The following is a 22,580-nucleotide window of genomic DNA, read 5'->3' on the forward strand; positions in this document are numbered from 1 at the left end:
CTTTGCCTGCCATATTTCGCCTGCTATATGCTGTACCTTGTTCCTACCCCCATCGGCAACCTCGCCGATATGACCTACCGGGCCGTTGACCAGCTCAAACAAGCTGACTTGATTGCCTGCGAGGATACACGCACATCGGGGGTATTGCTCAATCACTACGGCATTGACACCCCCACCACAAGCTTCCACGCGCACAACGAGCATGACAAGACTCCGCATCTGGTACAGCGCATGCGCGTGGGCCATGACGTTGCGCTCATCACCGATGCAGGAAGCCCCGGTATCTCTGATCCAGGGTTTTACCTGGCACGCGCTTGCCACGAGGCCGGCGTTCCCGTGTCGGCCCTCCCCGGTGCCACAGCTTTTGTGCCTGCCCTCACGGCCAGCGGGCTTCCGTCAGACCGATTTGTATTTGAGGGATTTCTACCACGTAAAAAAGGGCGCTCTTCGCGTCTTGAAACCCTCAGCAGTGAGCCGCGCACGCTTGTATTCTATGAATCGCCCTACCGCCTTGTGCGCACCTTGAGCGACTTAGGGCACGCGTTTGCATCCAGCCGGGATGCAGCGGTTGCTCGCGAACTCACTAAAGTCCACGAGGAGATGCGCCGCGGCTCTCTGGAGGAACTGCGCAAGTACTACGCAAGCCAATCGAAAGTCCGCGGTGAATGCGTAATCGTTGTAGCAGGATACGAATAATACCCGCTCCTAATATCCACGCCGCATCCGCTGTTGAGGAATAGAGGGATTAAAGAGTGAAGGGGTAAACGAAAAAACGCCCTCCTCTTCCATTCACTTCCCAATCTCTGCACGTACTGTGTCTGATACCGTGTCTGATATGCCTGGTCTGCCAACGTGGCCCCCTCTGATGAGGCATCACAGCGAAAGCCTTACTGAACTTCTGCCTCTTCGACCGCTTTGCTACCACCGGTTTGGATCCGCGACTCTTCCGCTGCATTGACTTCTACGCTTTGCATATGCACTAAGCTACACGTTCTGCCGTGCAGTCTACCTCCTTTTGCCACACTGCCCGGCAATGTTGCGCCCTTGACACACGCGCCTATCGCGCACAACTGCACTGCCTGTTATCGCTAATTCCGTAGTTACAGCCTCCTACATGAACTGGTCGCGTCTCGACCGGATTATCCCGGCCGCTCTGTTTACGTTTGCTCTTGTTCTGTACGCGCTCACCGTAGCTCCTACGGTATCATTCTGGGATCCGGGCGAGCGTATTGCCGTGTCGAACACACTCCAGATTCCTCACCCTCCAGGCACTCCCTTTTACATGCTGGTGGGTCGGCTCGTGTCGATGTTCGTGCCAGCCGCATATGTAGCGCTTTCCATCAACCTCATCTCGGTGGTATCGAGCGCGTTCGCGGTGCTGCTCACGTACCTTATCATCCAACATCTCGTTCGCGAGTGGCAGGGGCCGTTCAACAGTTGGAGCAGTGACGTGCGCATCCGCGCTTACGTCGGAGGACTCGTAGGCGCTCTGACGCTCGCCGTTTCTGACTCGTTCTGGTTCAACGCAGCAGAAGCTGAGACGTATGCCCTCTCAACGTTCTTTACAGCGCTCTGCGTATGGCTGGCCATGAAATGGAGCGAGTACGCCCGCGCTGAAGATCGCGACCTGGCTCGCGGCGTAAAGCACCTGCTGGGCTCGCCGTCGGAGCGCTGGCTCCTTGTGATCGCGTATCTCTACGGACTTGCTATCGGCGTTCACCTCCTGAGCCTGCTCTCGCTCTTCTTTGTCGCGCTCATCGTGTTTTTCCAGCGCTACGACAACCCTGAATGGGCTTTCGCAACCCGCCTGCAGTATCTCGCGCTTGCCGGCGGTATCTCGTCGGGTATCTTCCTGCTCCTGTATCCAGGAATCATTCAGGGACTTCCAGGGCTCCTTGCTGCGACAAACGCTCCCTTCTTTTCACTTGCTGCGATTGTGGCTGCCATCACGTATGGGCTGTATACCACACACGCAAAGCAGATGCGCGTGGCCAACCTGCTCTTTTTGTACGTAACGCTCGCTCTGATTGGCTATTCCTCGTACGCTCTCATCCCAATCCGGAGCGATATCGATCCACCGATCGATCAGAACAACCCGTCGTCGCTAGAGGCATTCATCTCGTACATGTCGCGCGAACAGTACGGCAACCGTCCGCTCTTCTCAGGGCCCTCGTACAACGACCGACTGGGGCGCGTAGAACAGGACAACGAGAAGCTCTTCCCGCGTCGCTGGTCACCCGATCCGCGTCATGGGCAGGTCTATGACCGCTACAACTCCGACCTCGACTTCTTTCTCCGGTACCAGGTTGGGCACATGTACACGCGGTACTTCCTCTGGAACTTTGCCGGCCGTGCTGCCGATACCCAGGATGCACCCGCCGCAACAGGGATATCGTTGCTCGATCCCGAAATTGCCGCTGCTCCCCCTGAACACGCTACCCCCAGTGAGCACGCGGGGCGCAGCGTATACTTTGCCTTACCGCTCTTGCTCGGACTGTTTGGCATCTTCTACCATGCCACCCATGACTGGAGGCGTGCCACTGCCCTCGGTGTCCTCTTCTTCATCACAAGTATAGGGATCATCCTATACCTGAACCAAACGCCGCTGCAACCCCGCGAGCGTGACTACTCCTATGCCGGTAGTTTCTTCGCGTTTAGCCTATGGGTCGGTCTTGGGGCTACCGGACTTATCCACCTGCTCAAAGACTCTATTCGGGATGCCTTACCGCGCGCAAAACGCCTGATCACCATGGCCGTGGCCGGTGGGGTGTTACTCCTCGCTGTGCCTGGTTGGATGCTCTCTCAAAACTACGAGAACCACGACCGCTCGGGGCGTTACCTGGCGTACGACTACGCCTATAACATGCTACATAGCGTAGACGAGAATGCTATTCTCTTCACCAACGGCGATAACGACACCTTCCCACTCTGGTATCTACAGGAAGTTGAGGGGGTGCGCCGTGATGTACGTGTCGTTAACCTATCCCTGCTTAACACGTCCTGGTACATCTCGCAGCTTAAAAACCAGCACGCACGCGATTCAGCCCCCCTCCCCTTCTCTTTCTCAGACAGCCAGGTCGAACAGCTACGTCCACGTGCCTGGCAGGCTCAAGACGTATCGATCGATGTCGATCCGGAGGCGGCACTGACTACCGGAACGGTCCACCCGTCTGATTCGACACGCATCGCCTCCCCCATGAACTGGCGCCTAGAGGGACGTCCGTTCGACCAGCAGAGCAACATGCTCCAGATCGCAGACCTCGCGGTCTTCGATATTATACGCACAAACGCCCAGCAAGGCTGGGAGCGACCTGTATACTTTGCTGTGACCGTCGCCCAGGGCGGACGCCTGAATCTGGACGACTACCTGCAGCTTGAGGGACAGGCCTACCGGGTGGTCCCCGTGCAACATGACGTACGGTTTGGGCGCGTGGTGCCCGACATCACAATCGACCGGATGCAGAACTTCCGCTTCCGTGGCCTCGCGGATCCGTCCGTCTATCACGACGAGAATGCCCGGCGCATGGCCGATGGCTACCGGCTCTTCTTTACACACGCTGCTGAACAGTGGGCCAACAGCGGCGAACACGATGAGGTGCGCGCCTTCCTCGACCGTTTCAGTGAGCAGGTCCCCTTCGAAACAGTTGCGGGCAACTTGCAGAGCTACGTGCTCATGGCACAGGCCTACGAAGCGCTGGGCGCCACCGATCGCGTTGCCGAGATCATGATTGGGCTTGAGCCGCTTGTCTTCGACGAGCTGCGCACCGCCACCGACACACAGGACTTCCTGTTCGCGCTACGCTTTGCTGGGTCTGTACGAATGAGCTACATCGAGGCCGATCGGCCCGATCGCGTGCAGGCGTTTGACCAGACTTTCGACGGTCTGCGGCAGGATCTACCTTACGACATCCCACAGGACATCTTGCGTGACTACGGTCTTACTGACGCCCCTGCCCCTGATGCAACAGAAGACATGGTACCTGACCCAACGCTGCCAAGCATGCCTGAGGGTCAACCTGTTCCTAATCCCTAAGCACGTTACACCGACTGGATAAGTCCTCCATGCTCCACATGCGTGGAAATGGGCAGTTCGTACCGCCCAATGAGCGATTCATTTCACGAATCACTTGACAGGGTACATCTCTGCACTATATATTCGATAACGTGAGGCTCATGTGTCGAAGTGCTCCCACACAGCAGCACTCCGCGGAGTAGAAATGGCCATGAGATATGCTGCTGCTGAACTACAACAGATTTATACTATCACAGGTGGAGAATGCGAATCCTCCTACGGTAGTGTCGCGCACGTTTTCACATGAAGGCTTGGCTGTAAAATATTATGGAGCAGAGTACAGTAAAATGGTTCGATGCCAAAAAGGGATACGGGTTTATTAATCATCCAAACGGAGGCGAGGATGTGTTCGTCCATTACTCGCAGATCGATTCTGACGACGATTTCAAAACGCTACATACCGGACAGTCTGTGCAGTTTGAATTGAACGACGGCCCCAAAGGGGTCCACGCTGTCAGTGTTCAGGTGGATGAGTCTGAGAATGATGAAGCGGATATAGATGGCATGGATGGCACAGCATCCCCCTCCGATAACTTTTCTATATCGCCGGAATCGACCACTTCGGTTGAGTCCCATCTGTAGACTTGCACATAGATTTACGGGCAGGTGCTTGAACATTGGGCAGCATCTGAACCTTCTCGCATACTGTGTGCTGGTTGTAGATGCTGCCACGGTATTCCAATGCCCTGATTAGAAAAAGCAATGGGCAAACATTCTGGTATACTGCTGCCGCCGCTCAACAAAGAATGGCAAAAGAATGGCAATCGGGGTCGGCTATCGTGTATTTACTACTTGCTACTTAATCTGCGTCATATGATTACGATTGAGACGACCCCTGTACTGCCCGAACTTCCTGTTGCAGATCACGATCTGGTTGCGCTGCTTACGCATGTGGGCGCAGAAGAGGAGGCAGAGATAGGCCACGTGACTGTTATCCTCGGTGGCCACGATCTCGTTCGGCGTCTCAACGTAGAATACCTGGAGCACGACTATAATACGGATGTGCTCGCCTTTAATTTAAGCGAGCCCGAAGGTCCTACTGAAGGAGAGATCTACGTAGATGTGGAGACAGCACAGGAGCGACATACTGAGTTTGATACGACAGCAGCCCGTGAAGTGGCTCGCTATGCGGTGCATGGCTTGCTTCACCTTGTTGGTTACTCTGATAAGACAGAGGAGGGGCAGACAGAGATGCGCCGCCTTGAAGATCGATATCTGGCATGGTTTGACGGCGGCCCCTGATTGCACCTCTGGGGCATGCGTCCACCGACCCATGCTTTTTACCCGGCTCTTACCCCTTGTATCTTTATCTTGCCATAGCCGCTCGGTTCTCGGATAGAGTGCCTCTAGTTCTTGCAGGCTATGCCTGGCAAGGTTGTTCTTAGGCTGCAACACTTCTATCCCCTGCGCGTGTCCGGTAACGGCGACGTACCATACCCTTAACGCCGCCTGTTCATGACTCAAATGCGCAGTGGAATAGTGCAGTAGAATAGCAGTGGGCAGCAGATGTCTCTGCATCATTGTTACCCTGCTGTCTGGCTATATACTTTGACTGCTGCATTTGCTTTCACTTATCTGTTTGCTCTCATAAGCTTTGTTGTGCCTTATGAACCTCCAACTTACCACGCGCCATGTGACTGTAAGCTCACAGGTGCAAGCCCGTGTCGAAGATCGGATTCGCAAGCTTGAACGCTACTATGACGGCATCATCAATGCGGAGGTCGTGCTTGGGAAGAACAACAGCCCAGCTGAAGAGAAAACTGTCGAGGCCCGACTAGATGTTTACCAGAAGCGCCTGACTGCGACTGGCGAGGCTGGCAATCATGAGGATGCAGCGAAGGACTGCGCAGATCAGTTGCGTCGTCAACTGAAAAAATACAAGGCCCAGCTTCGCCGCAAGGATCAGGATGCACACCGCTGACTTTATTGTGCCACTCCCCTGCCCGCAATTTTAGCCAGTTCAGGGCACGCTTCTGTACTGCCACCTAACCAAGAAAGCCCGGATCTCCGGGCTTTCTTGGTTTTACAGATGCCGTATGTATTGAATGCATCAACTATCCGTCTCGCATCTGTCGAGGGCGTTGAACTTCTTTTGGTCAGGCCATCTCACGCAGCGGTTCAACTACCTCTTTGACAACCTCTGCGCTTGACATGATATAAAAGTGCAAGCAGGGGATTCCACTGGAGAGAAGCTCTTCCGACTGCTGTATAGCCCATTCAATGCCCAGGTGCTTTACCTCCGTGTCGGTTTCTGCCGCTTCAATTTCAGCAGCTAGCTCTTCCGGGATGTCTGTGTGGAAGTGGGTTGGGAGCGAGCGAAGATGCCGCTTCCGTGTAATGATCTTTATGCCCGGAATAATAGGAACATCAATGCCGACATCGCGGCACTCTTCCACAAAACGAAAAAAGTAGTCGTTGTCGAAGAACATCTGCGTAACAACGTAATCGGCACCTGCTTCCACTTTTTGCTTCAGGTGCATGATATCCCATGCTAAGTTGGGGGCCTGGAAATGCTTCTCTGGATAGCCTCCGACCCCTATGCAGAAGTTAGTCGGCTGTGCATCCATCAGATCTTCCAGATACTCCCCCTCGTTCATATCCTGGATCTGTTCAACGAGGTCGATGGCGTACTCATTCCGCGAGCGATCGGGCGGCAGATCTTTCTGTACGCCCTTATCATCCCCACGTATGGCAAGCACGTTATCAATGCCCAGGTAGTTAAGCTCGATCAGAGCATCCTCGGTTTCCTCGCGGGTAAACCCTTTACACAGGATGTGGGGTACCGTATCGATATTGTAGCGTGCCTCGATCGCTGCACAAAGCCCAAGCGTACCGGGCCGCTTGCGCTTTACGCACCGTTTCCAGGTGCCATCAGGCATTGGCTTATAGGAAACCTCAGCCGAGTGACTCGTCACGTCAATAAACGGTGGTTCGTACGGCTGGAGCTGCTCTACAACCTGGAGCATCTGATCGGCCGATCCGCCACGACGCGGCGGAATGATTTCGTAAGAGATAAGTGGATTAGAGGCGCGGTCAAGGTGTTCGGTAACCTTCATTCAAACAGGTTCTTGGCAAAACAAAAATTGTGAGTTGCAGACGTACAGGTCAGCCGTCGTGCGATGGGTTGTCGTCAGTTACGACGCATACGTATGTTTTCCCGCCAGGCCTCAGGAAAACCATCCGAATCTCCCCAGGCATACCGGTAGTCTGGCGAGGTCTTGCGCAGGTACTGACTGCGGCGCTGCCGTTCTCGTATGTCTTGTGCTCCAACAGGGACGCTCTTTTCTTCACGGGTGCGCTCATCCCATAGCACAATGGAATCGCTCTCAAAAGACAGTGGCTTCTCAGGGAAATACAATCGGTAGGCTGTAGCCAGTACCCATGTCAGGAGAAAGAAGAGAATCGGCCCAACCAGAGCGATAAAGAGCACATGCATGAGAGAACGGTCAGTTGAAAACCAGTTGCACGAGGGTGTTAAGGAGCCGCATCACGGCTTTTTGGATGCAGGGCGCTGCACGCTACTGTGGAGCGACAAGCCCATTCGATCGATTGTTTCCTTGATGCTTGGCTTGCAATGTAGTACATAGCAAAGCCGTATGTATAGTCTTTACCAGCAAGGACGCGTCGCCCACTACCACTTCAGAAGTACGCTTGTCGCACATGATCCTGTAAGCCTGTATATGCTGCTCCCGATCTATCATTTTGCAGATCGATGATACCTACAAAGAAAACGGGCGTCGCATTATGAAGATTCGACGCCCGCTCCTATATTATGCTGAAACAGGGGATGCTATGCAGATCGTTGCGTTTGAGCCAATAAAGTCAAGCAAAGCCTGCAGATAGCTTGTTAAGCGTTGTCGCTCGACTCGGGGAGTTCTTCGGCATTCGGGTTGGCTTCTTGTTCCAGCTCCTGTAGGAGCTGTTCACGTTCTTGTATTGTCATCGGGTCGACGTTATCAAGATCACCACGGAATACGGTATCAAGGAGCGTGAACGTGACAAAAACCGCGACGAACAGCACCCCTACTGTGAAGGTCAACGTATTGACCGGGTTGTCGTATTTCAAAGCCATGAAGATCATAACGACGAGTGCTGTTTTGCTGCTCGCGAGGCCGAGCGCGGCGGGCACTTCGAATATGCCCAGGTTAAACTGGGCCAATCCTACTGTAATAAGCGTAAGTGCAATCAACCCCGCAAAGGTCTTGGTGAGTGTTGGAATGGGGATGATGTGATGTCCGTGGTTACCAGAGTCGTGGGCCATAACGGGGAAGCAAAGTGCATTAAGTTAGGCAACGTTGTATCGGCCATGCGAGCGCCTGCGCGTGCGTGCACTGCGCGCTCGAAGTGCCTTTCTGATCTGCTTGCATAGGTTTACACCAGGTAAAGCAGAGGGAACAGGAAAATCCAGACGATATCTACGATATGCCAGTACAGGCCAGTAAGCTCTATGGGCGTGTAGTACTCATCACTAAAGTGACCACGGTAGGCACGCGAAGCCATCCATGCAATCAGCCCCATCCCGATTAAAACGTGCACACCGTGTATGCCGGTCATTACGAAATAGATGCTGAAGAACTGTGGCACGTACTGAATGGCAGCAAGATACTCGTAACTTCCTGTCGGATTAAATGCTTCGCCCGGGAAAATGCCCACCTCGAATTTTGCCATGTACTCGAAGTACTTAATCACCAGGAAAACACCGGCGAGAGCCAGGGTGGAAAGCAGACTTATTACCGACTTCTGTACATCATTCTTCTGGATGTAGTGGATGGAGAGGGCAACCGTGAACGACGAAGTCAGCAGAACCAGCGTGTTCACGAAGCCAAGCTGCCAGTCGAGCGTGGCGCTCGCCTCCACAAAAGCGACCGGGTTCCAGTTTCGGTAGACGGCATAAGCGACAAACAGCGCAGAGAACAGCAGTATCTCAGTAACCAGGAAGAGCCACATCCCCAGCTTGGCTGAGTCAAACTGCTGCTCGGAGGATACGAAGTGGTGCTGAAGGTGCGGCGGATGGTCGTCGTGCGCCGTATCGACGTGGTCTGTAGCCGGTGCTGTTTCGGTAGACATCGGATAAGCTGCGTAAGTCGGGAAATCAACATGAGAACACAGAGGCGCTACACGACGCCCCCGTGATCAGTACATTGCGCTACTGCTTCGGCTCGTCGCCGGGTGCTGCAGGCGCTGCTTCGGGAGGATAAAGAAGATCTTCGTCAATGCCTGCTCCATCCCCACTTGCCTGACCATCGCCTCCACCGAATATCTCATCGGCCTTGTGGAAGTCATATGGCCCGCGCGTTACCAGCGGCGTGCTCGTGAAGTTGTGTGGGTCCGGTACCGCCGCAACGTTGGTCCACTCAAGCGTAGCCGCTGCCCATGGGTTCTGTGGAGCCCGCTTGCCGTAAAACAGCGAGTGCAGAGCATAGCCAAGCACGAGGAAGAGTCCGGCTGCGAGAATGAAGGAGCCGATCGTAGACAGCTGATGCAATCCTGCAAAGCGATCCACGTACTCGTAGTAGCGACGCGGCATGCCCTGGCTTCCGAGAACGAGCTGCGTGAAGAACGTGACGTTGAAGCCGATAAAGATCAGCCCGGCCGCGATCTTACCAAGCATCTCGCTATACATGCGTCCTGTTATCTTTGGCCACCAGTAGTGCATGCCTCCCAGAAGCGCCATTACCGAGCCCCCCATCATAACGTAGTGGAAGTGTCCCACCACGAAGTACGTGTCGTGCAGGTGCACGTCTACTGCAAGCACACCGACCATAATGCCGGTGAGTCCACCAATGGTGAACAGGAACAGGAAGCTCAGTGCATATAGCATCGGTGTCTGCAGCCAAACAGACCCCTTATACATGGTAGCCACCCAGTTGAAGATCTTAATGCCGGATGGAATACCAATCAGGTAGGTAATCAGCGAGAAGACGATCGACGAGATCGCCGACTGACCAGACACGAACATGTGGTGCCCCCACACGAGAAATCCGAGCATTGCAATCGCAACAGACGACAGCGCGATGGCTCGGTAGCCAAAGATACGCTGGCGGCTGAACGTTGCGATCAGCTCACTGATGATGCCAAAGGCCGGCAGAATCATGATGTACACCGCCGGGTGTGAGTAGAACCAGAAGAAGTGCTGGAACAAAATCGGGTCGCCCCCAAGTGCAGGATCGAAGATTCCAATCTGCAGCGTCTGCTCCAAAATCAGCAGAATCATCGTGATGCCGATGACTGGCGTGGCCAGCACCTGCACAATACTTGTTGCATAAAGGCCCCAGATGAATAGCGGCAACCGGTTCCAGGTCATCCCCGGCGCACGCATCTTATGGATGGTGACGATAAAGTTCAGCCCGGTGAAGATTGATGCGAACCCAGAGATGAAAATAGCCGCAGTCATGAAGATGACGGCGCTCCCCTGCTGCGACGAATAAGGCGTGTAGAACGTCCACCCTGTATCCAGCTGCCCAATGAGCAGCGCAGCAACTGTCAGGATGCCGCCAGCCATGTACACGTACCAACTGGCCAGGTTAAGCCTGGGAAACGCAACATCTTTCGCCCCAATCTGAAGCGGCAGCACAAAGTTACCCAGAATGGCTGGAATCGACGGCACGATGAACAGAAAAACCATCATGATGCCGTGCAGCGTGAAGGTCTGGTTGTACTGGTCGGCCGACATAATGCTGAAGTCGGGCGACATCAGCTCAAGCCGTACAGCCATAGCCAGAAGTCCTGCTACCAGGAAGACCACGGCTAGCGAGACCAGGTACATGATCCCGATCTTCTTGTGGTCTTTCGTCGTCAACCACTCCCACACACTGGTTTCGTGGTTGAGGTATGTTTTAGGCTCCGAATGCTTGTCGGATGCTGCGCGTGCTGCCGCTTCCATAATCAGTTCGCGTTCGTGGGTGTGAGGGGTGTTGGGATAGGGGCGCTATGGCTTAGGTTCGACTACTCGTCTTCGAGCGACTTGATGTACTCCACAAGCGATGTTACCTGACGCTCATCAAGGTGCGCAAACGATGGCATGATACCGGCACGGTATCCTTCGACGACTTGCGAGGTGGGTTCGACGATCATCTGGCGCAGATAGTTCTCATCTGCTTCGACCGTACGACCGTCTTGCAAGTTGCGGTCACGCCCGTAAAGCCCCTGCATTGTTGGGCCTACGCCATCGGATCCGTCGATGCTGTGGCAGCCCTGGCATCCGTTCCGCTGGAACTGAAGTTGCCCCAACTCAGGAAGCGACATGGCATCTTCGTCGAGCACAGCACCATCGACCCATTCGTCGAATTCGTCTTGTTGCATGACGTTTACGTCAGCGATCATCGCTGAGTGTCCGGTTCCGCAGTATTCAGTACAGAACAATTCGAACGTGCCTGTCTGGTTTGCTTCAAACCATACTGCCGAATAGCGATTAGGAAGCACATCTTGCTTCACCCGGAACTGCGGGACAAAGAAGCTATGGAGTACGTCGCCGTCTCGGCTACTGAGATTAATTTTTACAGGCCGGTCGGCCGGTACGTTCAGTTCATCTGTTGTTTCAGCGCCATTCGGATAGACAAAGCTCCACCCGTACGAGTATGCCTCGCCCTGGATTTCATAGGCATTGGGAGGAGCCGTGCCCAGTGTGATATAGGCCTGGAACCCCCATGTGAATACAAGAAGGACAAGGATAGTGGGGATCACAATCCATGATATTTCAAGAAGACGGCTTTCCTCAACCAGCTCAGGCCGATCGTTTGGATCGCGGCGCCGATACTTATACGCAAAGTACACCATCGCCGCAACTACGCCGACAAAGATGATTGCACTTGCCCAGTAGACGAAGTAAAACAGACCGTCGATTTCGGCAGCTACGGTAGAAGCGGCCTCAGGAAGCCAGAAGGAGCCTGAATCATTCATGATAGAAAGAAACGGATTACAGAAGTAAAAGGGGGAGACCCGAGAGCAAGGGGTGTACAGTCAGCGTTATCCACTCTGCGGTTTCGGAATCGAAAACGAGTCGTTAAGCTGTTCGTTAACCTGCTCGTTTTCGCGACGCCAGAAGACATAAAGCATGCCTCCAAGCACAACAACGGTAAGTCCAGAAGCAATCTTCATCAAGTTGAAGGCATCGGCTGTATAGGTGTTTGCTTCTGGGTCAAACTGAAAGCAGTATAGCATTACCAGATCCATCGGCGATCCGACTTTCCCGGCAGAGGCTTCGACCAGTGCCTGTCGCGTATCACGCTCGGGAAGCTGCATGCCGTGTATGTACTGCGACACGCTTCCATCGCCGCTCAAGAACACGTACGTGGTAGGATGAGCAAACTCTTGTTTGGACTCAATCCAGCGCACGTTGAAGCCAACAGCATCGGTCAGCGCGTCTATGTTTTCCGCATCGCCTGTCAAAAAGTGCCATCCCGCATCTGCACGGGGCCGATCTAACTGTTGCAGATACCGATCGCGCTGCTCTCGTGCAATTTCAGGCGTCTCTTCCGGATTGAAGCTTACGGTAAGCACCGTATACTCCTCGCCGGGTGTCCAGTCTAAGGAACGGAGCGTCTCTGTAACTCCATTCATCATGAGCCCACATAGCATAGGACACTCATGATATACCAGGTTAAGCAGTACCGGGCGCTCGTCGTCAAAGTACTCTGAGAGCGTAACTTCTTTACCGGTGTGGTCGTGGAACGTCAGATCGCCAGGCACGACTTCGCCGTGCTTACGATCAATACCGACTCCCTCGTATTCTTCGCGATGCTGTCCGGTCCGCTGTGCATCTGCCGACTCAACTGCAACACCCATCGTAAAGATGAGCAGGAAGCTGTAGAAGACGCATCGGTGGATGAAGTTGTGCATAGGCTTTACACACGGGAAGATGAGGCCACTACCTGTAGCGGTGTTGACATACCTACGTAACGTACACTTTACCACATGGTTGCAGTGCACGCACTCACTTCACTACCAGATCAAACAAGAGGCAATAAGGCTTTGGTAGAGGGCTTCAGAGCCTGTTTTGATTTCTTAATTTGGGCTCCGAGCAGCTCCGATGGGCTGCAACAAGCCCCCGATTTCGACCCATACCCCCGGCTACAAACCTCTATTTTGGTTCTCGTTTCGCTATACCGGCGCTCGCTCCCGCCGTCAAACCAAAATCGAGACAGGTTCTTAGAGGTCGGAGCGCCTCTGTAACGAAGTGAGAGGGTCTTTTTACTCAGCACGTAGCACCGAGTTGGCCAGAGCAAGCGATCCGGCCATTGAATTCCGGATAGATGCACACAGCTACCAGGTTTACTACCCGTCTTCGCCGTTTTGCTCTTGGGTATGTTCTTCGACAATAATGTCGATGGCCCGATCAATCGGGATGCGATACCGTCCTTCTTCTTCGTCAACTACCTCGTATCCGGAAATCTGGCGTCGCCCCTCCGTGTTTGTCTGCTCAGCCACAGACGACTGTGTTGCCACTGCCGTCTGCCGAGCTTGCTGCTGCTCTACGCTTGTCCAGGCAAAGAGAACAAACACGGCAATAGTAATCACAACAATGATCGCTACAGCGATGCCTGCAATCTGTCCTGCAGCAACACCTTCTTCTGCCACGCCCACTTCGCGCTCACGCTCAAACTGCGCTTCGGGTGACACAACGCGTTCGGGAATCTCTTCTTTTGTGGAGCGCACCAGCTCTACTGCCGGACCCATGCCTTCTTCTTTTTCGGGGAGGCCCCCATATGCACGGGCAGTTTCCGCGTCAGCGGCTACGAAGCTCTCTACACGATCTCCGGTTGTTATCGCTTCGCCCTTGATAGTGAGGATACGCCAGAAGAACGTCTCTTCATTGGTAGGGAAAAAGTCTGCGACTCGAACAGCCGTGTGGGTACCGGTTTCCTCCTCCAGAACGATAGCGTCAAATCGTGCAGACTCAGCCACCTGGAGAATGTATCCATCGGCTTCCCCTTCTGCATCCCATTCGAAACGAACGTTCTTTCCGTCTACGACTGCTGCTTCGCGGGGAGCAATAAGCACAGGAGCGCCAGATGAAGGTTGAGTACTCATTGTGTTATAGGGGGGCTTTTCAGCATATCAGGATTATCTGATACGTCATTGTTTACTACAGGGTCGAAAGCAAACACGAAGATAAAAACAAAGTGTTTGGTTTTGAGCAGAGCGCCTACCTGCGCGCTCTTTACAGGCTACACATTTTCAAAGTGCATCGACTCGCGCAAATACGGGTGTTTGTACGGAACGAGCGCATGGCGGCTAAGCCGGTAGAGGGCAGCAGCCAGGAAGAGCCCGAGGAGCCCCAACCAGGTCGTAAAATCGAGCCAGTGGAAGCCTCCTGCATCGTTTATGTAAGGCACGCTCAACCAGTGCAGGTCAAACCAATGCATCCCGAAGAGCCATACGGCCATGATGCCAAGGAATACAGGAATGCGCTTTGTGATACGCGGAAGCAAAATCAGGAAGGGGATGACGAAGTGCATAAGCAGAAGCATCGCACTATGCCACTCCCATCCGTATTCGAGCCGGATGCGATAGAATATCGTCACTTCCGGAATGCCCGCATACCAGATTAGCAGGTACTGGCTGTATGCAATATACGCCCAGAAGACGGTGAACCCGAAGAGATATTTTCCAAGGTCATGGTAGTGCTCTGGCGTGATCGTATCGTTGAGCATACCGCTACGCTGCAAGCTCGTCGCCGTAATGATCGTGAGCGCGAGGAACGCCAGCATCCCCCCTGCAAAGATATAAACGCCAAATATGGTAGAGTACCAGTGCGCATCCATCGACATCAGGATGTCGTAGCTTGCAAAGGCGGTGATTACAGCTGTTAGCGGCAGTCCCCATGCGCTTGTAAAGCGGAGCTCTTTGACCAGGCTGGCGTCGCCGGTCACGTCTTGCTTGACAGAAGTTGCGTACAGCTTGTACGAGAGTAGCGACAGGAGCAAGAAGTAGGAGACCATCCGGATCGACCAGAACGTCATGTTCAGGTAGGCCTCCTTACCTGCAATGATTTCGTCGTAGTTTGGATGCCCTTCGATAAAGCGCTCGGGCTGTGCCCAGTTGTAGATCTCCTCCATCCCAAAGAGGATAGGGATGAACAAGATCGCCAGCATTGGGAAGGCCCACAGTAGCGACTCGTTGATTCGGTTTACGACAACGTTCCACCCTGCCTTCGTGAGATGGTTAAAGTAGAGGAAGAAAAGCGCACCGATGCTAATCGTAAAGCAGAACGTCCAACCGGTCAGATACGAAACGTAGAACTGCTCGGGATTGACCAGCCACCCAAGAGCACTGATCGCGAGCAGCACCAACCCGATTGCAGCCGGGACCAGCCAAACGCGGCGATCTCCGGTGAACTGGAACTCCGGGGGAGCCGATTCGGAGGTGGAACGCAGCGGATCAATGAGCCACGTGAGCAAAGAGGATGAGCGCGATTCAGGGTCTGACATAACGTAGCGGTCTGGAGTTCGACGGAGGGGCCGCGATCTATGGAGTATGGCGTGATGCGAGGCGCAGTACGCGTGATTTAGTCGATAGAGATATTAGCGCTCTGCCCGTCAGCAATCTGCTGTAAAGCGCTCTCACTCAGGTCGCCTTCACGTGCTTCTTGACTGCGCTGCAGGGCGCGCATGTACGAAACGATTGCCCAGCGATCTTTGACAGCGATCTGCTGCGCATAGCCAGGCATGCTACGCACGCCATTCGTCACGACGTCGTAGAGGTGACCATCGGGCTCTTCATCGCGAAGACGGTCACTATGAAAAGTGGGGGCGGGCGTATACCCGTAATCACCCGTCATGATGATACCTTGACCATCACCCGCAATGCCATGACATACCGAACAGTAGATCTCGTAGCGCTCTTTACCCCGCTCGAGAAGCGCCCGCGTCACATTTACCGGAGTCGTTTCAACGAATGTGCCTTCCTCATCGCGGCCAGTGTATAGGACAGAATTTTCGCGCAGGAACCCGCGCGCTACCGTTCCGGGCACAGGCTTCCGCATTGCAGCATTATCAGCAAAGAAAGGGTTTGCCTCTTGCGCATTAAAGCGCTCCTGGTAGTCCATGTCCAGGTTCGGGTGAATCGGTGGCTTATCCGATTCCATACCCCGGCATCCCGTAAGGATCAGCGCAAGGGCAGCTAAGGAAAGAAGGAGGGTACGCATACGACTGTGCAGGTTAGGGTCAGCCATGAAGGAGGGCGAGGGCGCCAGCGTTGTCTCACGCCTCGACAGCCTCGTCATCATATATGATTTCAATGTATTCAGCTCCAAGGTCACGCAGCAGGGCAGCGGTCTCCTCTTCATCAAACTGCTCATCGCTTGCTGCAATGTGCAGGAAGAATCGGTCGTCGGTCACCTTGCTGAAGCGCTCTGAATAGAACAAGGGGTTGTACGGACGCGGCAGGCCGTTCAGTGCCAGCATGGCTCCTACGGTAGCTACAGCGGCCACTACAATAGTCAGCTCAAACATGATTGGCACAGAGGGCTCCAGCGAAAAGAAAGGCTTTCCACTGATGTTGAGCGGGTAGTCAACCGCGCTCATCCACCACATCATAAGGTAGCCGCCTGCGCATCCGGTGAGTCCGCCCACAAACGTGAAGTAGCCCACTTTGGAGTTCCCGAGTCCCATGGCGTCGTCCATGCCGTGGATAGGGAACGGGCTGTGCGTATCGAACTGCCGATACCCAGCCTCGCGCGTCGCCTCAGCAGCATGCAGAAGCACGCCGGGGTTTGGAAATTCGGCGAGCATTCCGTATGGGCCCTCTTCGGCACCATCGTAGATGCCCATCGAGGCCTTGATTTCCTGGATCAGTGTCATGGTAAGATGGTGTTCGGTTCGTCAGTAGAGCAGAGCACGTCCAGCAAGTCTGCCTTAGGCTGCGCCGTTTGTTGTATCGTCATCGGGCATGTCGCCTCCATCTTGCTTACCGCCACGGTAGTTACGGTAGCCTTGCGAGGGCTTGATGTACGGCGTGTTGTCCTGTGCAGCAGGGGCATGTCCGTCGCCTTCTGCGTCGTAGTAGTGCGGGTCTGACTCAGGCATTGCCGTCTTGACCTCGGCCATAGCCACAATCGGGATGAAGCGGAGGAACAGCAGGAAGAGCGTAAAGAACAGACCGAAGGTTCCCACAAAGGTGAGGACGTCGATCATTGTGGGTGTGTAGTAGCCCCACGAGCTCGGCAGGAAATCGCGGTGAAGCGAGGTAATCGTGATTACGAAGCGCTCAAACCACATCCCGATGTTCACGAGGATGGAGAGGCCAAACATAACTGGGATCGACCGGCGTAGCTTCTTAAACCAGAAGAGCTGTGGCGAGACCAGGTTACACGTCATCATGATCCAGTATGCCCAGGCATAGGGCCCAAAGGCACGATTCAAGAACGCGTACTGCTCGTACTCAAGCTGCGAGTACCAGGCAATGAAGAACTCCGTGATGTAAGCAAACCCCACAATCGTACCCGTCACCAAGATGATAATGTTCATCTTTTCGAGGTGATCGAGCGTAATCAGGTTTTCCAGACTGTAGATCTTCCGAGCAATGACGAGCAAGGTCACTACCATTGCAAACCCAGAGAAGATAGCCCCCGCCACAAAGTAGGGCGGGAAGATCGTGGTGTGCCACCCTGGTAGAATCGAGACAGCGAAGTCAAAGGAGACAACGGAGTGCACCGACAGCACGAGCGGCGTGGCGAGACCGGCAAGCAGCAAGTATGCTTTCTCATAGTTGCGCCAGTGGCGGTTCGCGCCCGTCCATCCAAGCGACAGGAAGCCGAGGATGCGCTTGCGGAAGAACCCTTTAGCGCGGTCGCGGAAGGTGGCCAGGTCTGGCACCATACCGACGTACCAGAAGACCAGCGATACGAGGAAGTAGCTCGAAACAGCGAACACGTCCCACAGCAGCGGACTCTTGAACTGCGGCCACATCTCCATCTGGTTTGGGATGGGCAGCGTCCAGTAGATGGCCCATACGCGACCTACGTGAAAGGTCGGGAAGATGAGCGCACACATCACCGCGAAGATCGTCATCGCCTCCGCAGCGCGGTTAATTGAGGTGCGCCACTGCTGTCGGAAGAGAAAGAGGATCGCCGAAATAAGCGTTCCGGCGTGCCCGATACCGACCCAGAAAACGAAGTTCACAATGGGCCATCCCCAGGCAATAGGCTGGTTGTTGCCCCAGACGCCGACGCCGTTATAGACCTGATAGGCCAGCATGGCGATCAGCATCATAGCTCCAGTTGAAGCCACGGCAAAGGCAGCGTACCAGGCCGTCGGCGTTTTCCGCTCGGCATGGTACGAAACCAGCTCGGTCACATCGCTAAAGGAGAGACCGCCCTTTACGAGCCGGGGCCGCTCGTGAAAATTCTCGCTGCCTTCGGCAGGCCCCTCACTATGTTCGGTACGCTTTTCCACGGATTTCTACGCTTGATTCAACAGGGTGAGCGTGGAGGCCGGAGGTTACGCCGTCTCAGCAGGTGCTTCTGCATCTGCCAGTCGCGGGTTTGGATTCCGGACGCGCCCCAGATAGGAGAGACGCGGTTTTACATTCAGGTAGTCGAGCATTTCGTAGCGTCGGCTGTTATCGCGCTTCTGCACGAGCTCGCTTTCGGGATCGTTCAGATCGCCAAAGGTAATTGCGTTGGTTGGGCAGGCTTGCTGGCATGCCGTCTGGACCTCGTCGGTCTGCATCGGACGATCTTCGTTGCGCGCCTGGCGCTGCGTGGATCGCACGCGGTGGATGCAGAAGGTGCACTTCTCCATCACGCCACGCGAACGAACCGTTACACGCGGGTTCTGCGCCATCTGCACCTGCGTAGGCAGCGTACCTACCCAGTTGTAGTAGTTGAAGCGACGCACCTTGTACGGGCAGTTGTTTGAGCAGTAACGCGTGCCGATGCAACGGTTGTAAACCATCTGGTTTGTGCCGTCGGGCGAGTGTACCGTTGCTGCTACCGGACAGACCGACTCGCACGGCGCATTCTCGCAGTGCTGGCAGGTTACCGGCTGCATGACCATCTCTGGACTCTCGTCGTTTGCATCCTCGCTCACATAGTAGCGATCCATACGCATCCAGTACATGTGGCGGCCGTTGCCCACTTCTTCTTTGCCAACCACCTGCACGTTGTTTTCGCTTGTACAAGCAATGACGCAGGCATTACAGCCGGTGCAGGTGTTGAGGTCAACGACCATGCCCCACTGGTTATCATAGTACCAGTTATCCTTCATCTCGGGCTGCTCAGACGGGTGGTCGTCTTCCCACAGCTCGGGATATTCTTCGTAAGAGTCTTCGCGGTAGCCCGGCACCGGCTCGCCCATCTCGCGGATGCGCTCAGGGTCGTTGCGGTGCTCTTCAAGCGTCGACCAGCGCGCAATCGGGCGCCCTTCCATGGAGCCATGCTCCTGGGTCGACACGATCTTGTAGCCGGAGTCCACCTTCGTGATTGTGGCCCCCGACGCGACCCGGCCGTTGTTGCTTCGAATCGGTGATACGTTGGTTCCAACCGGTGTGTATGGCGTGCCATCTTCGTTTACGCCCCCTGCCAGCGGGCCGTCGCCGTAGATGTCGGAGTACTCGTCGGTATTCCAGAACGGAGTGCGGCGCTTCGAGCGGCGCGTGGAGAGCGAACGACCATATCCCAGTGTAACTCCTATGGAGCCATCGGGAAAACCGGGCTGAATCCAGGCAGGAAGCGTAACCGATGCGCCGTTGGCTTCGATCTCAATACGATCGGCGCGAAACACGCCGGCGTCGTACGTGACCTCTACGTCGAGGTCTTCGGCAGTCGCTGGGCTCATGAGAGCCACGTTGTCCCACACAATTTTTGTTGTCGGGTCGGGCAGTTCCTGCATCCACGCATTGTTCGAGAAGCGCCCGTCCAGCAAGGTCGGGTCAAGGCGGAAAACGACCTCGTAACCGTCTTCGCTGTAGGTATCAACAGACTCGGGAAGCGACACGTCTGCTGGCACCACCGAAGCATACTGGCTGCCTTCCAAGTATCCGTCGTGCAGCGCCCGGCGCCACGTGCGCTCAAAGTCGTTTTCTACGCGCTCACGCCACACGTCGCGCACCAGGTCGTACCCAGCGGCGTCGGTACCGGTTGCGAGAGCATTCGCAACCTCAAGGAGGGAGTGCGCATCTTCGTAGAGCGGGTCGATCAGCGGCTGGATGATGGAAAGCGTGCCGTCGTAGCTGCGCCCATCGCTCCAGGCTTCGAGGTAGTGGGCCTGTGGCACGTGCCAGTCGGCAGCCCGCGCCGTTTCGTCGACATGCAGCCCGGCATGCACAACGGTACCCACACGCTCGGCTGCTTCCGCAAAGCCAAGCGAAGCCGGGGCGTTGTACATCGGGTTCACGCCCAGCATAATGAGCGTATCGATATCGCGGTTATTCATGTCTGCCACCAGCGCGTCGAGCGCGTCGCTCTGCGCCGTGGGGGCCTCGTCCTCCGTGTCGAAGAACGAAACGGTTTCGCCAAGGCCACCAAGCTGTTCGTTAATGGCCATAGCGAGCGCGTGGATCTCAGGCGACTGCGTCTCGCCAGCCACCACAACGCTCTGCGGACCTGCTTCCTGCAGGTCGCGCGCAATTTCTTGAACGTAGCGCTGCTCGTTCGCTGTAAGGCTGCCTGTGGGGGTGACATTCACGCCAAGCTCGGCAGCCAGCGCCGTCACAAAATGAGGGATCCGGCGCGCCTGCATCCGCAGGCGATTGTCGGCCATGCCGCCGGTGATGCTATACGCACTCTCAACCGCATACAGGCGGCTCATGTCGTCGCTCGGGTCTTCTACGCGACGGTGCTCCGCAAACGACTGGCTGTTGTGGAGGAAGTTGGGCGCAGTGCCATCAAGAAAGTCAGCATCCAGGCTGAGGATGACATCAGCGGCCCCGAAGTCATACTCAGGACGCAACGGCTGGCCAAACGCCAACTGCATGCCCTGTGCAACGGTATCGTCGCCTTCAGCGGCGTATGTTACCCATTGCAAGTTGGGGAAGCGACTCTCTATGCGCTCTCGCATCGCCTGCATCGTTGGCGACGACGTAGGCGGCGCCATAACGGCAACAGACTGCGTATCGGCCCGGTCGCCGAGCGAGCGACAGAAGCTCATGAAGTCGCCCCATGAGGCATTGCCTCCATCCTCAAGGACGCGGCGCGAACGGTCGGGGTCGTACAGGTTGAGCACCGACGCAATTTCGTACGGACTCGTTGCCCCCTGACTGTACGGGTGGTCTGGGTTGCCGTCGACCTTTGTAGGGCGTCCGTCGCTACTCTTTACGAGAAGCGGCCGCACGATCCCGCGGAAGGGCATCGCGCTGGCGTATTCGTTCGGAACGCCTGGAATCACCTCCTCAGGCTTTCGTGCATAGGGAAGGATCTTCTCGACCGGGCGGCGGCACGCGGTCAATCCGCCCATAGCCATAGCAGCCCCCATGAGCTGGAGAAACTGCCGGCGCGAGGCGCCGTCGGGGGGCGAACTCATGCCATCGCGAAACTCATCGCCCGAGTTGGAGCCCGTGGGCGCATCCATCTGTACCGGACTCCGCCAAAAATGGGGACCCGACTCTTCATCGCGAGACTTCGCCGAATGATCGTTTAAGACGTCAAGCTCGATCATGGAAATCGATGGGGTAAAACCGTTCGTAAAGAAAAGTGGCAAAGCGCGTAAGAGGCGCCTTAGTTATCGGACAGCTCCGCTACCGGCGGATCCGTTATGGGCACAGCGGCCTACAGCTTGCCAGTTCGAGGGTGCCAGCCGGTTTAGTAGTGACAGGCCGAGCAGTTTGTAGGCGGCTGAATCCCTTCGCGGCGCACCTTCTCAAGGTTGCGGTCCACAAAGTCAGCTGGCTGCACGTAGCCCATGGTCGTCACCTCCTCGGTAGGACGCAGGTAGAGCTCAGGCTGCCGGTGGCACTCCAGACACCAGCCCATAGAGAGCGGCTCTGTCTGCGCAACTACTTCCATCTGGTCAATACGACCATGGCACGTCTCACAGCCCACCCCTGCTTTCACGTGCGAAGCATGGCTAAAGTGTGCATAGTCTGGAAGATGGTGCACCTTCACCCACTGAATCGGGACGTCGTTCTCCCAGCTATCACGCACCGTCTGAAGCTGCGGCGAGTCTGTCTTGATCTGATTGTGGCAGTTCATGCAGGTTTGCGTGGCTGGCACGTTAGAGTGCGAGGCTTCCTCGACCCAGTTGTGACAATACCGGCAGTCCATTTCGAGCTGACCAGCATGAAACTCATGGCTGAACTCTACGGGCTGCTCAGGGCGATACCCCACATCCGTGAACTCAGGTGAGAAGTAATACCACACGAGGAATACCACGACGACAAACCCAAAAACCGATGCCCCGAGAGACAACAGCGGGAGTGTGTTTGCTTGTTTTGGAAATATCTGTGCCATAACTACGGTATATGCAAGGGACTACCGGAGCGCCGTAGGAGATCGTGCACATCTACAATGCAATCGTACAATGCAAATGCAATCGCACAATGTGATAGGCCCGACTCCTTTAACGTATGAGGT

At 55.3% G+C, this 22,580-nt stretch carries 19 protein-coding genes; 5 read left to right on the top strand and 14 right to left on the bottom strand.

Annotated elements, in window-relative coordinates:
* Positions 1 to 27: 27 nt before the first annotated feature.
* From rsmI to hpf, 5 genes are all read left to right on the top strand, one after another.
* Positions 28 to 696 carry a 16S rRNA (cytidine(1402)-2'-O)-methyltransferase gene (gene rsmI, locus ACZ48V_RS12710; protein WP_464539684.1) on the top strand — a complete coding sequence of 223 codons (669 nt, stop codon included), beginning with the start codon at positions 28 to 30 and terminating at the stop codon, positions 694 to 696.
* Between the two features lie 418 nt (positions 697 to 1,114).
* Positions 1,115 to 4,033, top strand: coding sequence for a glycosyltransferase family 117 protein (locus ACZ48V_RS12715; RefSeq protein WP_464539686.1), 2,919 nt, complete (start codon positions 1,115 to 1,117; stop codon positions 4,031 to 4,033).
* 306 nt (positions 4,034 to 4,339) lie between these two features.
* Positions 4,340 to 4,654 (top strand): cold-shock protein, encoded by a 315-nt coding sequence (locus ACZ48V_RS12720; protein ID WP_464539688.1) that lies wholly within the window; start codon positions 4,340 to 4,342, stop codon positions 4,652 to 4,654.
* Between the two features lie 231 nt (positions 4,655 to 4,885).
* Positions 4,886 to 5,314 carry an rRNA maturation RNase YbeY gene (gene ybeY, locus ACZ48V_RS12725; protein ID WP_464539690.1) on the top strand — a complete coding sequence of 143 codons (429 nt, stop codon included), beginning with the start codon at positions 4,886 to 4,888 and terminating at the stop codon, positions 5,312 to 5,314.
* A gap of 364 nt (positions 5,315 to 5,678) precedes the next feature.
* On the top strand, positions 5,679 to 5,993 hold the full coding sequence (gene hpf / locus ACZ48V_RS12730) for a ribosome hibernation-promoting factor, HPF/YfiA family (RefSeq protein WP_464539692.1): 315 nt from the start codon (positions 5,679 to 5,681) through the stop codon (positions 5,991 to 5,993).
* A 175-nt stretch (positions 5,994 to 6,168) separates the two neighbouring features.
* On the opposite strand, the gene metF is transcribed toward hpf, so the two are convergent.
* From metF to ACZ48V_RS12800, 14 genes are all read right to left on the bottom strand, one after another.
* Positions 6,169 to 7,128: a methylenetetrahydrofolate reductase [NAD(P)H] gene (metF, locus tag ACZ48V_RS12735; protein ID WP_464539694.1), complete on the bottom strand. Its 960-nt coding sequence runs from the start codon at positions 7,126 to 7,128 to the stop codon at positions 6,169 to 6,171.
* Between the two features lie 74 nt (positions 7,129 to 7,202).
* Entirely contained in the window at positions 7,203 to 7,508 is a 306-nt protein-coding gene (locus tag ACZ48V_RS12740; protein ID WP_464539696.1) for a hypothetical protein, read from the bottom strand.
* 411 nt (positions 7,509 to 7,919) lie between these two features.
* Positions 7,920 to 8,333, bottom strand: a complete 414-nt coding sequence (locus tag ACZ48V_RS12745; protein ID WP_464539698.1) for a cytochrome C oxidase subunit IV family protein — start codon at positions 8,331 to 8,333, stop codon at positions 7,920 to 7,922.
* A 110-nt stretch (positions 8,334 to 8,443) separates the two neighbouring features.
* Positions 8,444 to 9,139 carry a cytochrome c oxidase subunit 3 family protein gene (locus ACZ48V_RS12750; protein WP_464539699.1) on the bottom strand — a complete coding sequence of 232 codons (696 nt, stop codon included), beginning with the start codon at positions 9,137 to 9,139 and terminating at the stop codon, positions 8,444 to 8,446.
* A 79-nt stretch (positions 9,140 to 9,218) separates the two neighbouring features.
* The gene (ctaD, locus tag ACZ48V_RS12755; RefSeq protein ID WP_464539701.1) at positions 9,219 to 10,955 is read right to left on the bottom strand and encodes a cytochrome c oxidase subunit I; all 1,737 of its coding nucleotides are present in this window, start codon (positions 10,953 to 10,955) and stop codon (positions 9,219 to 9,221) included.
* Positions 10,956 to 11,017: 62 nt separating this feature from the next.
* Positions 11,018 to 11,971, bottom strand: a complete 954-nt coding sequence (gene coxB / locus ACZ48V_RS12760; protein WP_464539703.1) for a cytochrome c oxidase subunit II — start codon at positions 11,969 to 11,971, stop codon at positions 11,018 to 11,020.
* 66 nt (positions 11,972 to 12,037) lie between these two features.
* Entirely contained in the window at positions 12,038 to 12,910 is an 873-nt protein-coding gene (locus ACZ48V_RS12765) for an SCO family protein (RefSeq protein WP_464539705.1), read from the bottom strand.
* A 435-nt stretch (positions 12,911 to 13,345) separates the two neighbouring features.
* Positions 13,346 to 14,101: a hypothetical protein gene (locus ACZ48V_RS12770; RefSeq protein ID WP_464539707.1), complete on the bottom strand. Its 756-nt coding sequence runs from the start codon at positions 14,099 to 14,101 to the stop codon at positions 13,346 to 13,348.
* Positions 14,102 to 14,238: 137 nt separating this feature from the next.
* The gene (locus tag ACZ48V_RS12775) at positions 14,239 to 15,501 is read right to left on the bottom strand and encodes a hypothetical protein (RefSeq protein WP_464539709.1); all 1,263 of its coding nucleotides are present in this window, start codon (positions 15,499 to 15,501) and stop codon (positions 14,239 to 14,241) included.
* Positions 15,502 to 15,578: 77 nt separating this feature from the next.
* Complete coding sequence (locus ACZ48V_RS12780; RefSeq protein ID WP_464539711.1) at positions 15,579 to 16,217, bottom strand: c-type cytochrome; 639 nt, start codon at positions 16,215 to 16,217, stop codon at positions 15,579 to 15,581.
* A 55-nt stretch (positions 16,218 to 16,272) separates the two neighbouring features.
* A complete protein-coding gene (locus tag ACZ48V_RS12785) occupies positions 16,273 to 16,872 on the bottom strand; it encodes a DUF3341 domain-containing protein (protein WP_353562443.1) in 600 nt (199 codons plus the stop codon).
* A 54-nt stretch (positions 16,873 to 16,926) separates the two neighbouring features.
* Positions 16,927 to 18,357 carry an NrfD/PsrC family molybdoenzyme membrane anchor subunit gene (gene nrfD / locus ACZ48V_RS12790; protein ID WP_464543135.1) on the bottom strand — a complete coding sequence of 477 codons (1,431 nt, stop codon included), beginning with the start codon at positions 18,355 to 18,357 and terminating at the stop codon, positions 16,927 to 16,929.
* Between the two features lie 153 nt (positions 18,358 to 18,510).
* Positions 18,511 to 21,666: a 4Fe-4S dicluster domain-containing protein gene (locus ACZ48V_RS12795; protein ID WP_464539713.1), complete on the bottom strand. Its 3,156-nt coding sequence runs from the start codon at positions 21,664 to 21,666 to the stop codon at positions 18,511 to 18,513.
* 143 nt (positions 21,667 to 21,809) lie between these two features.
* Entirely contained in the window at positions 21,810 to 22,457 is a 648-nt protein-coding gene (locus ACZ48V_RS12800; RefSeq protein WP_464539715.1) for a cytochrome c3 family protein, read from the bottom strand.
* Positions 22,458 to 22,580: the final 123 nt, after the last annotated feature.

It is taken from the genome of Longimonas haloalkaliphila, assembly GCF_055379825.1.